Below are 16,477 nucleotides of genomic sequence, written 5' to 3' on the forward strand. Positions count from 1 at the left end.
CATACTCGCTGCTTTCCGAAAGTCGGGCAATTCCATGATCAATACGTTCGATCTAAACAGGTATTGACAATGAACCTAATCATAGATAAATTATATCTACGATTAGGAGATGTAACATGAAACTGAGCGAAGGCGTCGAGCAGGCCATCCACTGTGCGGCATTTCTGGCGGGGCTGTCCGACGACGGCGTCCTGTCGGCGGCAGCACTGGCCGAACTCCACGGCGTGTCGACGAGCTATCTGCTGAAGCATTTGCAAGCGCTTTCTGGCGCCGGGATAGTCGCGACGACACCGGGGCCGAAAGGGGGCTATCGGCTGGCAAAGGCGCCTAGTGACATCAGTCTCCTGGACATCGTCCTCGCGGTCGAGGGACCGGCCCCCGCCTTTCGGTGCGCCGAGATCCGCCAGCGCGGGCCGAACCCACTGCCGCAGCGCTACTTTACCAAGCCCTGCCAAATTAATGCCGCGATGCTTAAGGCCGAGAAGGCCTATCGTGCAGAGCTCGCCAAGGTGTCGGTCGCGGACCTTTTGGCGGGTCTCGGTGCTGACGACGACGGCGGTATCGCCGCTCGCGGATGCGCCTTCCTTGAACTCCACGAACGCAAGACGGGCAATCGCGCCTCGTCATAGGAGAAAATAACATGACCAAGATGAAGAAGGTCGTCGTGATCGGCGGCACGGGCCTAATCGGATCAAAGGTAGTGAAGCTGCTGCAGGACGCCGGCCAAAACGCCGTCATCGCAAGCTCTCGCAACGGTATCAACGCCTATACGGGAGAAGGACTGGTAGAAGCCATCGCAGACGCCGACGCCGTCATTGATGTGTCAAACATGATGTCCTTTGACAAGGAAGCACTCGTCGACTTCTTCGGGACGTCAAGCAGGAACCTGACGAACGCGGAAAAGGCCGCGGGCGTGCGCCATCACGTCGTCCTCTCGATCGTCAACGCGGACGGTCTTGCTGCCAATCCCTACATGGCGGGCAAAGTAGTGCAGGAGGAGACCGTCGCAACCTCAGGCCAAGGTTATACCATCGTTAGAGCGACGCAATTCCATGAATTTATCGAGACGCTGGCAGGCGCCTATGCAGTCGACGGCGGGGTGAAGGTGCCTGACATCGACTTCCAGCCACTCGCGGCCGACGACGTCGCCGCGGCTCTGGTCGAGACTGCGCTAGGCGAACCGAAGAACGGAATTATCGATCTTGCTGGGCCGGAACGGGCATCGTTCGAGTCCTTTATCCGGGCGTATCTCGAGGCAAGGGGGGACGTTCCCGCCATCGAAGCGGACGCGGAAGTCGACTACTTCGGCGCCCCTGTCATCAACGGATCGCTCGTCCCAAGCGGAGCTTACATTGAAGGCCGGGTGACGATCGCTGAATGGCTTACCGCATAACCAACACAAAAACAGGAGAAAATCATGAAGAAGTTCATCTATGTTGCCGCGCTGCTCGCAGCATCGTTGGCCACAGCTCATGCTCACGACGTCACTAAGACTGCACTCGCATATGATACGAAGGACGCCAAAGTGACACTGGTCTACGAGCATGCTCTTCCAGACGTTCCAGGCAAAAGCATCAAAGCTGCATTAGTGGAGTATGGGCCCGGCGGTTATAGCTCCGCGCACACACATGCGAAGTCCGCCCTGATCTACGCAACGATCCTCGAGGGGTCAATTTTGAGCGCGGTGAACGGTGGCGAGGTAAAAACCTTTACTGCTGGCCAGAGCTTCACGGAACTTCCCGGCGACCTGCACGACGTCTCCGCCAATGCCAGCAAGACAGAGCCAGCGAAACTGCTCGCCGTCTTCGTCGTCGATTCCAACGATACCGACCTGACGATCCCGCGCAAGCCCTAGTCGGACGGCACGGTTCCTGAACCCTTCTTAATCTTTGAATAGGCAACGGCGGCTCTCCGGCGGAAGAAGAGTCTCGCCCTCAAGAAAGGAATGTAACATGTCCCGAATCAACTGGTCCCAAGTCGCACCCGAAGGTGCAAAGGCGCTTTACGGGGTCCACCATTACGTCACAACCAAGACGAATCTACCGGAAGAGTTGATCCACCTCGTCTTTCTGCGCGTGTCGCAGATCAACGGCTGCGCCCACTGTATCGACATGCACAGCCGTGACCTTCGCAAAACGATGTCGGTAGACAAGATCACTCTACTACCGGTCTGGGACGAGGTGCCCCATCTGTTTGACGACCAGGAACGGGCCGCACTCGCTTGGGCCGAAGAAGTTACAAATGTCAGCCAGACCCATGCCTCCGACGAGGCTTATGCCGCCGCCTCAGCCGCCTTCGAGCCGAAGGACCTCGTCGATCTCACTATTACGATCGCCGCGATGAACGCGTTCAATCGCCTCGGCGCGCCGTTCCGCCTTCCGGTGGCGGCCAAGGCTTGATTCTCCCAATGTGTGTGTTCTGGTTCCGGCATGGGCGTAATAATCTCACCGAGGCCGCACACCATTTAGAAACAGCGTTACTGCAGAGGCAACAGTGGCCTGCGCCTCCCCTTCGGTAGGGGGAGGTCGCAAACCAAGCACGACCTGCAAATGAAGATTGTCGCGGATCATTCCAACAAAATGCCCCGCAACAAGCAACGGATCACCTATCCGAATTTCTTTGCGATCGGCTGCAGCTTGTAGAACTTTAGCAAGATGCACCGTAGTACGCCCCGGACCTCTTTCGTAGAACAAGCGTGCAAGATCGGGAATTCGACCAGCTTCAGTGATAATGATACGATAAATACCCAGGACCGAAGGGCTCATGTAAACCGCAAGTAAGCGAGTTCCAAAGATCGTCAGCGTGTTGGGCAAGTCACTTTGGGTATCGTAGTCTAGAGAGAGTGCAGAGATTGCGCGATCAGCACTGTCGGCGACCAGTGCCAGGAACAATCCTTCCTTGTTCCCAAACTCGCTGTAGATTGTTCGCTTTGATCCACCTGTACGCTCGATGATCGCATCGATACTGGTGGTTGCGTAGCCTTGCTCGAAAAAAAGCTGAGCTGCGGCACGAAGAATAGCCTGCCGTCGAAGTTGTGTCCGTTCGCTTTTCGTGGCGGTCACTTAATATCTGCCTCTTCAATATTGCCGCTTGACTGGTAATTGGCATTACCATATCTGTCAACGGTAATGATGATTACCATTTGGTGTAAACATGTCGACCAGTAAGAAGAAAATCGTTGGCCTGGTATTTTGTCTCATTGCCGTAGCAACCGCTGCAGGAGGCTGGATGTGGGCGAGCTCGACTGAGCGAGCGACAACTGACAACGCCTATGTTCGTGGCAATACAACCTCTATAGCATCCAAAGTAAACGGATATGTCACCGTGGTTGATGTAGCCGACAACCAGACTGTACGAGCAAATGATGTTCTGTTCAGAATCGATGACAGGGATTTCCGCGCACGTCTGGCGCAGGCTGAAGCAAATGTGCAGGCGGCACAGGCACATATCGAAAATGTTGAGGCGGAGATCCAGCTTCAGCATATTCTGGTCAAGCAGGCGACGGCACAGAAACGGGCAGCAGGGGCAGATCTTGCTCTCGCGGTCAAAGCGTCTCAGCGACAGCGTGAACTTGTTCGCACAAATTCGGTCAGCAGAGCTCAGGTCGATGAAAGTGACGCTGCGAGGTCAAAAGCAGAGGCTGGCTTATTAGGCGCTCAAGCCGCGCTGGAGGCACAAGAAACACGTATCAAGGTTCTCACCACACAAAAGGAAGCAGCCCTGGCTGCTGTGCTTCAAGCCAGGGCTGCGCGTGACCTGGCCCGAATTGATCTCGACAATACAGTCGTCCGTGCTCCCTTTGACGGCGTTATTGGTAACCGTCAGGTTCGCGTCGGACGCCTGGTATCCCCTGGAGCTTCACTGATCGATCTGGTCCCAATCAAGGACGTATGGATTGTCGCAAATTTCAAGGAAACACAGATTGAGAATATTCAACCCGGTCAGTGGGCCCAGGTAACGGTCGACGCCTATCCAGGAACAATTATCGAGGGAAAAGTTGACAGCTTTGCACCGGGTAGCGGATCGGCCTTCAGTCTCCTGCCCGCTGATAATGCTACTGGCAATTTCGTCCGCGTCGTGCAACGTGTTCCAGTCAAGATCAAACTTGTTCAGAATCCACTTCCCGGCCGTCTGGTTCCTGGACTTTCCGCGCGGGTCAAGATCGATTTGGGGAGTGAGAATTGATGCTCTCTCCCCCAAGCGTCTCGAGCCAAACCAGGCAGAATACAGGATGCCTCCTCCTCGCGGGCATTGTGATTGCCACTTTGACTGAGGCGATTGCGGGTACCGCTTTGACGCTTGGCAAAGGTCATATAATCGGTGATGTATACGCTACTCCCGACGAATTCGCCTGGCTCGACATCGGATATACGACACTGAAGATGATCGCGTTCCTTATGGCATCTTGGATTGCGACGACCGTTAATTTGCGGATTATCGTTGTTGCGGCGACTGTGATGATAACATTGGCAAGTGCGGCCACTGCCTTGACGACCCGATTGGATTTGCTGATTGTTCTGCGCGCATTTCAGGGGTTTTCGGGAGGTCTCCTACTGGTAATCGGACAAACCGTTATCTTTCGAGACTTTTCGCCTTCTCGCCAGCCTGTTCTACAAGCCTTGTTTGCAACAGGGGCTGTGGTTGCACCGGCGACCCTCGTACCGGTACTGCAAGGATGGCTATTGGACAGCTATTCTTGGAAGTGGATTTTTTTCTCAGTAGTTCCTATCGGATTGCTGGCAGCCGGGCTTGTTCTCCTATCAGAAGAAACCATCGGCACCTATATTCCCTATAGGCGCTTTGACTGGAGTGGCCTTCTACTGGCATCAATCACGCTTTTCTGCCTCGTCTATGTGCTCAACCAGGGCGACCGCTGGAACTGGTTCGATGAAGGTCGCATCCGGTGGCTGACCGGAATAGGTGTGGTGACGCTTTGCCTGTTTATTAGTCACCAAGCGAGCCGGCCTGAGGATGAAGGACTGCTCGAGCTCAGTGTTTTCAGGTCCGTCGATTTTACGTTCGCATTCATAGTAAGTTTTGTAGCTGGTGCGGCATTGTTTGGAAGCACTTATTTGATTCCGAGTTTTGCAATCTCGGTCCTGGCTTTCACGCCAACGGATACCGGTATTCTTTTGCTCGCCAGTAGTATTCCTTTTGTATTTTCGCTTTTCTTGTCTGCCTTCGTATTCCAGGGCCTGGGCGTCTCTCCAATTGTCACCGTACCCTTCGGGATCGTGATGATCATGATCGCTATGTGGCTCCTGTCAGGCTCCGCAGGCGACAGCGGAATGGACGACATGTTGAACGCCGTTCTCCTGCGGGGCTTGAGCCTTGGCTTTCTATTTCTGTCTATTACCTTGATCGCATTCAGTAGGATGAGTGCACGTAGTCTCCCTGCCGCTATCGGCATCTTCAATACTGGCCGGCAGTTTGGCGGTCTTCTGGGAATAGCTTGTCTTCAGTCTCTTATGACGCGGAATATCGCAGGCAATGTATCTGTGCTCGCCAGCCATATCACAGCTGGATATTCTGCTGTAGGCGATCGGTTAGGAACAAGTGTGGCAGTTTTCGAGGCCCGCGGGATGACTACGGCTGCTGCAAATCAGGCGTCCAAGGCGTTATTGAGCAAGGCTGTCGCCTACCAATCTACAGTAATCGCTTTCGATACGGCATTTTTCACGATTGCATTGCTTTTCGTTTTTGCGGCGCCGATCCTTATCGTTAGCAAGATTATCTTGACGCGAATGGCGACCGCAATGAAGGCCCCGCGGGTAGCTTCTGTAGATTATCGGAACAGGAGCACATCGATCTCTGACCAAAGTCACAAGGGCAGACGCAAGCATTTATAACCGCATTGCGAGCACTGCTTTGTACTTCGTGCGCGAGAACGGCGACCATCTTTTAAAGCTTCCGCGCATGCGGTGAAGAGGTGGGCGCAATTGAACTCTAGCCACATTGTGGGTTGGGAGCCATCACATTGCTCAATGCCGGGAACAGTGGTTCAGATCGACCCGGCGGCGAAGGGCCATAATGCTGTTTGGGGGAGAAATTGGCGCCAAGGTTCTTGACTGGCAATCAGGCGCATGTTTGAACATGCTCGCATATGGACAACTCCCCAGCTGGAACCTACGCCAATCTGGCCTACCAATTGCTATATTTTAATCCGGCCACGCTTCGCCATCGGCTGACGTGACTACGATCGCGCCTGCCAAATCCTGCCCCCAAACCCACAGCAGGAAAACTCACGATCGGGCACGAGCACCACATTAAACAGGGCTACGCTTACGCTCCGGCGCAACGGTTGCATCTTCAACCAACGCGAACCTCTCGCCACGCTACGCGAGCGAATGATCGCCATGCTGGTGCGTAGAGCCTAGGCAAGGAGTTTGCCCTTCTGCGCAACCACGGATGACGACAGCGTCATCGGCAAGTTCGCAGTTGTCGAACTGAGCCACGCCCTCACCCTTGTTCTGTGGCAAAAACCCGTGCGGTTCATGTCTTTGTTCACACGCGCCATGCGGAATTCCAGCAAACGCCATTTGGCACCGGCGAATATGTTGCCCAACAGCACCGTTATTAGGGGCTATAATGGCAATATAGAGGCAATCGGCGGCAAATTGCAGGGTATTGTGAAGGATGGCCGATTAATATCAATCGCATTCATGTCCGGAAAATCGAGTTGTAGATTGCGTCCGAACCAGCTGATATCGCCGAATTGATCTACAAACCGGATATAATGCAGGCTGTTCATAAGATTGGTATCTTCCGATGCATCATCCCACCAATGTGGCTCGGCTTCTGGTTCCGCCAAGCAATAGATTCATGACCTCCTGTATATTAGAGAAAACTAAAGAATAATTTATAAATTTGAGCCTAGATTGACAGATATTTAGGTTACATTTAATAATCATATAAATAGTTTAAAATAAACGGCGCTCAAAATTTATGAAAAATCGCTCAACTTAATTTTCGGTTCGGCTCTTAGATGTTAAGCAACGGCCGCTGAATGGTTCTCATTGCGGCGTTTATGAAAGTCGATGAAAGCCAGGGCAGGAAGCGGTTTCGCAAATAGCCAGCCTTGAGCATAGGCTACTCCGTGCTCGCGCAGAAATGCTGCTTGCTCTTCGGTCTCAACCCCTTCTGCAACTGAAACTAATTCCAGGGCATGGATAAGATCTATGATGTGCAAAATGACGGAGTGTTTGGCGGGTGCTTGACCAATCGTATCAACAAACGACTTGTCGATTTTGATCGCATCCAAATTGAGGCTTTGCAAATATTGCAGACTTGAGTAGCCTGTTCCAAAGTCATCTATCGCAATGGCGTGACCAATTTCTCGTGCCTGATCTATGGTTGCACGCGCTGAATCGATTTCAAGAAAGCCGCGCTCCGTTGCTTCCAGCCAAATTTGATTGTTCTCTATACCCGTCGAATGTAGCTTATCTCGCAAATAATGCAGAACACGTCCGGACTGAATGTCTGAAGAACTGATATTAACTGCGATATGCATAGTTTTGTCATCGGCGAGCATGTCGCCTAGCTCCGCGATCACAAGGTCAATGACCTGATCCGTAATCTCTACAATCAATCCTGTTTCTTCAGCCAGTGGGATAAACAAGTCAGGACGAACGAGTGTTCCATCGGGCATTCGCCATCGCACCAGTGCTTCCGCGCCGACACACGTACCGGAACTTAAGTCGATAATTGGCTGATATTCGACGATCAGATTGCGGTTGTTAATCGCAGTTGCGAGTTCAGCTTTGGGAGAAAGGCGGTTGGCAAAGTACCAGTAGACAGCTATGAGAAACAATACCGTGGCAAACAGACCTGCAAAAAGGAAACCCGGCAATTCTGTACCCACACGAATAACAAGTCTGGAGCGTGGCTCAATTGCAATTGCTTTAAGACCGTTGATTGCACTAACACCAACCAGATAACCGGATTTCTTGAGGCGATTGGCGTCAAAGCTCGTATCGTCGTCTGGATAATAGTTAAACGGATCGCGGCTTGCGAGAACCTGATCGTGCTCATTCAATAAGACTGTGGCGATTTCTCCGTTTACCGGCACGTCGATCAACCGGGCTGGAACAATCAGCGCGTTATAGTCACCGAGAGCGATCGCTGTCATTTGGCCTGTCTTACTGGCCGAAGGCGTTAAACGAAACGTAACGTCCAATCCATCCGAAGTAACAAAGTCCGCTTTAGCGCGCCGGACCGCGGGACTGGTCTTACCCCACGATGTGCATTTCAGAATGTCGTTTTCAAAATATCCGATCTCTTCGATCGAAGTCGTATTGATCGTCTGATCACGCATCCGGATTATGTGCGCATCTGAACAGCGGCGCTCCGAGAAGGATTGCATGTCGACCAACGACGATCGTGCTTCCTCAAAGACATGTAGCGCGCGTTTTACGGTCTGATCGGCATAGGTGTTGAGTGCAAGCAACTCCTTATGAGTAGCGGTTCGCCATGTAACCCAGGCCATGAAAAACAATAGCGCTATCGTTCCGGCAACTGCTGTCAGACAGGCGGATATAATCAATATTTGACGCCGGGAACTATGAATTCTGGTTGCCATCATTTTGTCCCTGATTCACCAACCATTGCCACACAGGTATTCCACTTATTGCCAAGATGAGGGTGTCCGCATTGTTTTGAAATTAAAAGGAACGCTAATCAAACAATGCCCATACATAAGTTAGCAACTGCTTTCAAAATATATTCATTTCAAAATGAAAGTATATTTTACGTGATGCTTATATAATAGACTGAATTATTCAGCGGCGGAGATAAATGCTCCCATTATGAAAGTGAATACCGCCTGTTAAAGCGCAATGCGCGTAGTTTTGGAGCCGTCTTTCATATCCACTGTGAAGGAAGTCGGTTTTGAACGATACGCTAAGTATCGTTCAATTGCTGATCGAGCTCGGTGAGATAGGAGGTCATCAATCTTATGGCCCTGTCGGTTAGTCGGACGATCTGCTGCCGTCCATCTGTCGGATCGACCCAGCGATGGACCAGGCCGGATTTGGTCAGATCGTCAAGACGTCGCGATGCGGTCGCGAGAGGCACACCTGAAATGACGTATAAATTGAAAGCAGTGGATTGGGCCCCTGTCAAATGACCTTCCATCAGCTCCATAAGCATATGCCAGGCGGGATCGACAAAGAGTTTGCCAGGGAAAAATTGCGTCCTGACATCCCGTATGCGCAACAGATCTAGAAGCCGCTCCTTGCTTGGCGCGGTGAAGGATTGAATGCGCGAAGAAGGCGTCGAATTTGCCGGAACATCCGTTTTTTCTGTGTTGTCCTGAAGTGGTGCTCGAATACTATTGCCGAGTTGTTGAACTTCGCTCATTAGGCGATCCCAACGAACTGCGTTCTCTTGCCGTAAGCTAATTTCTGATCTCAGCTGGCGTGATCTAATTGCGGCCTTGCCAACCGCGTTGAGAAATTCCAGTCCTTGAACAGGCTTTTGTAAAAAATCGACAGCAGCCAGCCTGAGTGCTTCAGCGGCATTATCGATATCTGCGTGACCCGTGATAAAAATCACTTGAAGCCAGTTTCGTTCCTGATATCGATTACGAATGGTGCGTAATAGCTCAATACCATCCATGCCAGGCATCCGGATGTCGCTGACAACGATGTCTATCTCAGGGGTTCTATCCAACAACTTTAATGCGGCAACCGCGTTGGATGCTCTGACACAATCATAGCCGGCATCGGCCAATGCAGTGCCGAGTACATCAAGCAATGGTTCTTCGTCATCGACCAGAAGAACAGTCGATGGATTTTCGGTCGAACCGGTCATGTATTCCCCTGCGCTGCTTGTGCCTTGCGTAGCGTCAAACGGAATTCTGCACCCATCGCTCCATTGGACGCAGACAGCTTACCGCCCATATCCTGTGCCATGCCGTAGCTTAGTGATAAGCCGAGGCCCGTCCCTTTTCCGACTGGCTTTGTGGTGAAGAATGGATCGAAAATCCGATCGACAATTTCGGCTTGAATCCCTGGCCCAGAGTCGTAAACGACTATTGTTTCCTGATCGGGAGCCGTATTCTCCAGTCTGATTTCAATGAAGCTTCCTGTTTCCGCTTCATGATTGCGATCCCCTAAAATTGCATCGCGGGCATTCAGAATCAGGTTGAACAGTATCTGTTCCAGCAGCACCAGTTCGGCCAGCACTCGACCATCTGCAGGGTTCCTAGAATATTTGATTTCTATGCCCTGATTTTGAATTTGCCTTCCGATCATGGTAAGGACACCGTCGATTGCGTCTGCCGGATCGATCGCCACAAGGTCTCCACCGCCTCGATGACCATAAACACGCATATGTTTCACAATTTTCGCAGCCCGCTCAACTTGCGACGCCGCCGCGGCCAGGCCCTCTTTAATCGTCACGCGGTCAAGTCTGTCCTGCTCTTCACGCGTCTGGAGATTAAATATGCCCATAGCCAGGGTTGCGAGTGGCTGATTGATTTCATGCGCTATACCAGTCGCGACCTCTCCGAGCGTTATGAGTTTTCCTGACTGGTAGATGGCAAGTTCCGCCTCACGTCGTTCTGTTATGTCCAGTCCAATCGCCACGACATTCTTCAGATCGCCCTTTGGATTAAGGATCGGCGATACCGACCAGGAAAGTGCTCTTTTCTGGCCAGAAGGCAATGAAACGTTGTTAATGGCCTGCCAGGGCAGTTCATCAACCACTTCCGAAAAGAGCTTGCCAAGAATATGAGAGACCGGATCGCCGTTCTCATCCTCATGCTGAATTTCTGGAAAAAGCTCCCGTATGGCGTGATTTGCGACAAGTACTTTTCCCTTGGAGTCGGTCACCATCATAAGAACCGCCCCTGTATTGACTATTGTTTCTAGAAATTCTTTTTCACGTCTTTCTCCGGCAACTTGTATCTCGGATATGGTGAGAGCATTTCTGTTTTTTACAAACTTGCCGAGAAGTATCCCAATCGCGACCAATGCCGCAAATAGAGCTGACAATGCGCCGAGCGTCAGGGAAGACGCAATGAGCCAGGATCTATATATCGGGGCCGTCGGAACCCCGACCAAGGCAACAAGGGGAGCCGCCGCAGTTTGGTAATGAGCATAGATGCATTCTTCACCGGTACGGCGTGATGTTTCTATGCGGATACCATCTCCCTCATTGATATGCTGCTCCATATTACCCGATATGGTATCACCATTTGCTGCGTCTTCATTCGACGCGCGAATAATTCCATCCTTGCCGATCAAACCGAGGATCAAGCCGTGTTGATCCTCAAACCGTCGGTAAAAGCCATACAAATAGGCCTCGTTCGCAACGATCAGGACGTAACCATTGAAATTCCCTTTATGGTCGTTGATGCGGCGGGCATAGTTCATAGCCCAGCCGCCGGCTCCGTCCGGTATGCCGTTCGATGCCCTATAGGGTTCACTAATAGAGACTTGGGGAGAGTTTTCCTGACTTAATATTCTGTAGTTCTTGGCATTGCTAACGTTGCGACCGATTGGGTAATCGTCCATACCGCTGGCCGTGACAATCCCGTTCTTGTCAATTGTCGCAATGCCCATGACCGCAGGCTCAGCAGCTGCACGCCTGCGCATCACCTCTGACAACATGATTTCGTCAACGATCATGTCAGTTTGATCTTCAACGAGAGCCCAGCTCAGCACATCAAGCTTCGTGAAAACCTGGGTAGTATGTTCAGCCAAAGCCTGAGCCAACGACATCACTTGCTGGCCTGCTGCATTGATACGATTATTATAATCCCTATAAATTATTATCGCCGCGCCCAGAAGCACGACACAGGCGACGATTGCAGTAGCCAGCCAGTATAAAGTTATCGTCCGCCGATCAATGCGCTTGAGACTGTTCATAGGCCCCCGAATATTAATGGTCAGGCAATTTCTCACTTATCTTTATTTATTATGTTCTAAATCAATAGCTATTAATGTAATTTACTGGCAAATTCCGCCGATATCGTTACGAGTTGATTAAAAGGATGTGCCCGCGTCGTTGCGGAACGGTTTCTGTCGCCCAGCCAATACATTCGGCGACCAATGCCATCTCATCTGATAGTGTGTCTTCTCTTCAATTCGCTCACAACCGCACTTCCGATGAGGGAATTGGATAGTTCGTCGGTGAGAGAATAAAATCGCAACTGTCCTTTTTTGCGTGCCTGGACCAGACCAATGATCTTCATTTTCAATAGATGCTGTGACAGAGCAGATTGTCCAAGTCCGACCGCATCGGCCAGTGTCCCTACGGTCATTTCACCATTGTTTAGATGCGCGATGATGGAAAGCCTGTTGGGATTGGCAAGTGCGTTTAACTTTTGACTGAGTTCATTGATGATCGGCCTGTTGGGTACGTAGTGCTTCATGATCTCTCTCATTTTTAGATGATATTCATCAGTACGTGAGGATAGTTCGCCAGGTAACACTTTTGGCTGTATTGGCTTGTTGTGCGCCTGTCCGGCCTTGTGGGCCGGACAGGACAAGTCTTGTTTCGATCAGAACTGCTTGGAGAGTTTCCAGCGGAATCCATGCTGAAGCTTTCCACCACCAGTGCCGATCTGGGTGCTGTAATCGAAACCAGCAGTCCAGTCGCCTGTGATCTTGGCATCAAAGCCCGCTTCAATTTTGAAGTTGTCCTTTGATCCTGCGTCGGCGTCGATGGTGTAGGGAAGCATTGCGCCGATGTCGGTATAGCCAAGCTTGACGCGACTTGAGCCTTCGAAGTCATGGCTATATTCGAGGCGGGCCTTTGGCTTCAGCTCACCCCAGGACATTGGGATCGAATACTCACCGCGAAGACCGATGGTTGCCGATAAGAGGTCAGCTGTCTGATCGCCATAGGTGAGGTTATAGATCCCCGCACCGGTTTCAGAGAATGCAGACAGTTTCGTATGGGCTGCATCTGCCCGCACATATGGTGACAGAAGCCAGGCTTCATTGCGATAGTCGTAGCCAAGGGTGACAGAACCAAAGATCTGCTGTCCTTTGCGCTCACCGTTTGCCATACCGCCGGTTGCGGTAACGAAGCGATCGCTCTGGAAGTTCAGCCAACCATAGCCGATGACACCATCGAGGTAGAAGTTCTTGCCCGGATGATAGCTGCCATAGGCTGCAAGCGAGGTCATGGTCGCACGGCTTTTTGTCCCGTTTTGACCGATATCGGTGGTGTCTTTGCCATAGCCAAAGCCGATGCCGCCGATGAAGGATGGCGAGAAACGGTAATCGACACCGCCACTGACCCCAATGCTGGTATGTTCAAGCTTCCTGTCTTTTGCATGCTCGTCGGAGGATGACTTGCCGATGTTCACTTCACCGGCAGTCCAGAGCGACAGTTCACGTCCAGAGCAGGCTTCCGGCATCTTCGGATTGAGGTTGGCTCCGTCGAGACCGACGTTCAGACCAATGGAATCCTGACGGCAGTCGCCTTCCCCGTGAAGTTGTTCGAGGCGCTGCTGGAAGTTACGGATCTGCGTCTTTGCCATGCGGTTTGCAGTCTGGACCTGAGCATTGACCAGTCCGATCACTTCCGGATCAAGCGATGGATCGGGAAGAACAGGGACACGGACGACAAAGGTCACGACATGGGTCACAGCATTGCCATCGGCATCGGTGACGGTCACGGAGACCGGGAAGGTACCGGCTGTCGTCGGAATTCCAGCCAGGGTGTTGCCGACGAAGGTCAGGCCAGCCGGCAGACCGGTGACGACGTAGCTGTAAGGACCGGTTCCGCCCGATGCCTGCAACTGATGCGGACCGTAATTTTTGCCCTGCTCAGCGTCTGGAAGGGCAACGAGTTCGATCTGCGTTGCGACAGCAATAACTACCGTTTGCTTTTTGGTGGCGGTGAAGCCTTCCGCATCGGTCACCGTGACAGCAACTTCGAACGAACCGTCCACAGTCGGCTTGCCGGAGATGGTGTCAACACCGTCGAAGGTCAGGCCAGCCGGAAGACCGGAGACGACATAGGTGTAAGGTGCCGTGCCACCGGTTGCAGCAAGCTTATGCGAGCCGTAATCCTGGCCGACCTTGCCGGCAGGCAATGTGCTGAGGTCAACGCTGATGGCCGAAGCCTTCTCGATGACCACAGTCTGCTTGCTGGTGGCGGTGGCGCCTTCGGCATCCGTAACCGTGACAGCAACTTCGAACGAACCGTCCACAGTCGGCTTGCCGGAGATGGTGTCAACACCGTCGAAGGTCAGGCCAGCCGGCAGACCGGAGACGACATAGGTGTAAGGCTCCGTACCGCCGGTTGCAGCAAGCTTATGCGAGCCGTAATCCTGGCCGACCTTGCCGGCAGGCAATGTGCTGAGGTCAACGCTGATGGCCGAAGCATTCTCGATGACCAGGGTCTGCGACTTGCTTGCCGTATAGCCTTCGCCATCCGTGACAGTGATCGTCACATCATAGCTGCCAGCCGTGGTCGGCTTGCCCGAAAGCGTGTCGCCGTTCAGGGTGACGCCAGCCGGCAGACCGGTTGCGGTATAGCTGTAAGGCTCGGTGCCGCCGGTTGCGACGAGCGTATGCGCATAGTCGAGGCCTTCCTTGCCCGCAGGCATGGCCGACAGGTCGAGATCAATCACCGGTGCTTCAGCAATGACGATCGTCTGCGACTTGGTCGCCGTATAACCTTCAGCGTCGGTTGCCGTGACATTGACGTCAAAGCTGCCTGCAGCCGTTGGCTTGCCGGAGATGGTGTCAACACCGTCAAAGGTCAGGCCAGCGGGCAGACCGGAGACGACATAGCTGTAAGGTGCCGTGCCACCGGAAGCTGCCAGCTTGTGTGCTGCATAGTCGAGACCAACCTTGCCGCCTGGCAGCGAGCCGAGATCAAGATCAACGGTCGGTGCTTCAGCAATGACGATCGTCTGCGACTTGGTCGCCGTATAGCCTTCGCCATCCGTGACAGTGATCGTCACATCATAGCTGCCAGCCGTGGTCGGCTTGCCCGAAAGCGTGTCGCCGTTCAGGGTGACGCCAGCCGGCAGACCGGTTGCGGTATAGCTGTAAGGCTCGGTGCCGCCGGTTGCGACGAGCGTATGCGCATAGTCGAGGCCTTCCTTGCCCGCAGGCATGGCCGACAGGTCGAGATCAATCACCGGTGCTTCAGCAATGACGATCGTCTGCGACTTGGTCGCCGTATAACCTTCAGCGTCGGTTGCCGTGACATTGACGTCAAAGCTGCCTGCAGCCGTTGGCTTGCCGGAGATGGTGTCAACACCGTCAAAGGTCAGGCCAGCGGGCAGACCGGAGACGACATAGCTGTAAGGTGCCGTGCCACCGGAAGCTGCCAGCTTGTGTGCTGCATAGTCGAGACCAACCTTGCCGCCTGGCAGCGAGCCGAGATCAAGATCAACCGTCGGTGCTTCAGCAATGACGATTGTTTGCTTTATAGTGGCTGTGTAGGCCATCGAGTCAGTTACAATCAGGTCATAGGAATATGTCCCTACTCTTGTCGGCACGCCTGATAGGCCACCCGTTTTATCCAGAGTGAGTCCTGGTGGAAGCGAACTGCCCGACGCCAATTTGAAACCATATGGATCAATGCCGCCTGAAGCACCACCGTGCGGCGTCACCGGTTGCCCAACCCTCTCGGACGGCAAATTTGGATACTTAAGTACTATGTCTGGCTTTGCTACGTGGGCTCGACAAGTCAAGCGCCCCCCGATGCCCCCGCCTATGGCGATAGCGTCTACATATCCAGAATAATCTCCGTGCTTCGTAGGTCTCCCCCGGAAGACAACAGCTCTGTTTGTGTCAGGGTTGTCTTGGAACAATGCTTCCACACCAGGAACCATTTTGTTCACAGTCGTTACGTCCTTACATATGCTGCTGTTTTGGCCGGTACCCCCGTTGATGCCGCACCACTGGTACTCATCATAGAAAACACCCACTTTCATCTGCATCGTTCCGTCAACGCAGCCGCGATGATTCGACTCGGCATTTGCGTAGGCAGTGAAGGATGCCAGCAGTATCGATGTCCAGCCAGCAAGCGATGTGCCGCGCTTCCGGTCAACCGCGGTCATTTTTCGATATGACAAAGTTTTGTTCAAAGTCATTGGGATCTCCAACACGGATCTATTTCCATGCTGGCGATATGTTGAGAGAGCGGGTTTGGAGTCACGCGAAGTCACTTCCAATATGAAAACGCTGCCCAGGCCGTGATCGCGCCAAACGTGTACGTCGTTGTAAAAAAAGGAGGAAATGGTTTGCGAACTGAGAATGATATTTTAGTCGCGTCTAAATATGCTGGTCCCTTATATATGTCCGCTCGGTATTCAGACCTTAAACCGGAAGTCCCATTTTATACCGACGCGTCGTAAAGTGATCCTCTCGACTTCCCGAACTGCACGTGGTGTTCCGACAGCTCTTTCATCGGCATTGCCAAGTTGTTTGATCAAGGCATCGAGCAGGTTGCACGTGTGTTTTTCAAGCCGTCATTTCAGCAGTGTAGTCACGCCATAATGCAA

Annotated in this window: 12 protein-coding genes; 6 read left to right on the top strand and 6 right to left on the bottom strand. The window is 52.6% G+C overall.

The genetic code is table 11. From position 1 onward, the window contains the following. Positions 1–116: 116 nt before the first annotated feature. From D8666_RS20135 to D8666_RS20150, 4 genes are all read left to right on the top strand, one after another. Entirely contained in the window at positions 117–629 is a 513-nt protein-coding gene (locus tag D8666_RS20135) for an RrF2 family transcriptional regulator (RefSeq protein WP_121539180.1), read from the top strand. An 11-nt stretch (positions 630–640) separates the two neighbouring features. Next, positions 641–1,393 carry an SDR family oxidoreductase gene (locus D8666_RS20140; RefSeq protein ID WP_121539181.1) on the top strand — a complete coding sequence of 251 codons (753 nt, stop codon included), beginning with the start codon at positions 641–643 and terminating at the stop codon, positions 1,391–1,393. 24 nt (positions 1,394–1,417) lie between these two features. Next, positions 1,418–1,855 (top strand): cupin domain-containing protein, encoded by a 438-nt coding sequence (locus tag D8666_RS20145; RefSeq protein WP_121539182.1) that lies wholly within the window; start codon positions 1,418–1,420, stop codon positions 1,853–1,855. A gap of 97 nt (positions 1,856–1,952) precedes the next feature. Beyond that, on the top strand, positions 1,953–2,399 hold the full coding sequence (locus D8666_RS20150) for a carboxymuconolactone decarboxylase family protein (protein WP_121539183.1): 447 nt from the start codon (positions 1,953–1,955) through the stop codon (positions 2,397–2,399). A gap of 45 nt (positions 2,400–2,444) precedes the next feature. Here D8666_RS20150 and D8666_RS20155 read toward each other — a convergent pair whose 3' ends face one another. After that, entirely contained in the window at positions 2,445–3,062 is a 618-nt protein-coding gene (locus D8666_RS20155; RefSeq protein WP_121539184.1) for a TetR/AcrR family transcriptional regulator, read from the bottom strand. A 91-nt stretch (positions 3,063–3,153) separates the two neighbouring features. Between D8666_RS20155 and D8666_RS20160 the strand changes: the two genes are divergently transcribed. Both D8666_RS20160 and D8666_RS20165 read left to right on the top strand, forming a co-directional pair. Beyond that, positions 3,154–4,185: an HlyD family secretion protein gene (locus D8666_RS20160; protein WP_121539185.1), complete on the top strand. Its 1,032-nt coding sequence runs from the start codon at positions 3,154–3,156 to the stop codon at positions 4,183–4,185. Then, on the top strand, positions 4,185–5,849 hold the full coding sequence (locus tag D8666_RS20165) for a DHA2 family efflux MFS transporter permease subunit (RefSeq protein ID WP_121539186.1): 1,665 nt from the start codon (positions 4,185–4,187) through the stop codon (positions 5,847–5,849). The genes D8666_RS20160 and D8666_RS20165 overlap by 1 nt, the downstream gene beginning before the upstream one ends. Before the next feature lie 1,139 nt (positions 5,850–6,988). On the opposite strand, the gene D8666_RS20175 is transcribed toward D8666_RS20165, so the two are convergent. The 5 genes from D8666_RS20175 to D8666_RS20195 all read right to left on the bottom strand — a co-directional run bounded on the left by D8666_RS20175 (position 6,989) and on the right by D8666_RS20195 (position 16,066). Further along, complete coding sequence (locus D8666_RS20175; RefSeq protein WP_121539198.1) at positions 6,989–8,578, bottom strand: EAL domain-containing protein; 1,590 nt, start codon at positions 8,576–8,578, stop codon at positions 6,989–6,991. Positions 8,579–8,898: 320 nt separating this feature from the next. Next, positions 8,899–9,810, bottom strand: a complete 912-nt coding sequence (locus D8666_RS20180; RefSeq protein ID WP_121539188.1) for a response regulator — start codon at positions 9,808–9,810, stop codon at positions 8,899–8,901. After that, entirely contained in the window at positions 9,807–11,870 is a 2,064-nt protein-coding gene (locus D8666_RS20185) for an ATP-binding protein (RefSeq protein ID WP_121539189.1), read from the bottom strand. The genes D8666_RS20180 and D8666_RS20185 overlap by 4 nt, the downstream gene beginning before the upstream one ends. A gap of 191 nt (positions 11,871–12,061) precedes the next feature. Beyond that, on the bottom strand, positions 12,062–12,376 hold the full coding sequence (locus D8666_RS20190) for an ArsR/SmtB family transcription factor (protein WP_167836134.1): 315 nt from the start codon (positions 12,374–12,376) through the stop codon (positions 12,062–12,064). A 129-nt stretch (positions 12,377–12,505) separates the two neighbouring features. Continuing rightward, positions 12,506–16,066, bottom strand: a complete 3,561-nt coding sequence (locus D8666_RS20195) for a putative Ig domain-containing protein (RefSeq protein WP_121539191.1) — start codon at positions 16,064–16,066, stop codon at positions 12,506–12,508. Between the last annotated feature and the right edge of the window lie 411 nt (positions 16,067–16,477).

This window comes from Ochrobactrum soli (assembly GCF_003664555.1).
Lineage (GTDB): Bacteria > Pseudomonadota > Alphaproteobacteria > Rhizobiales > Rhizobiaceae > Brucella > Brucella teleogrylli.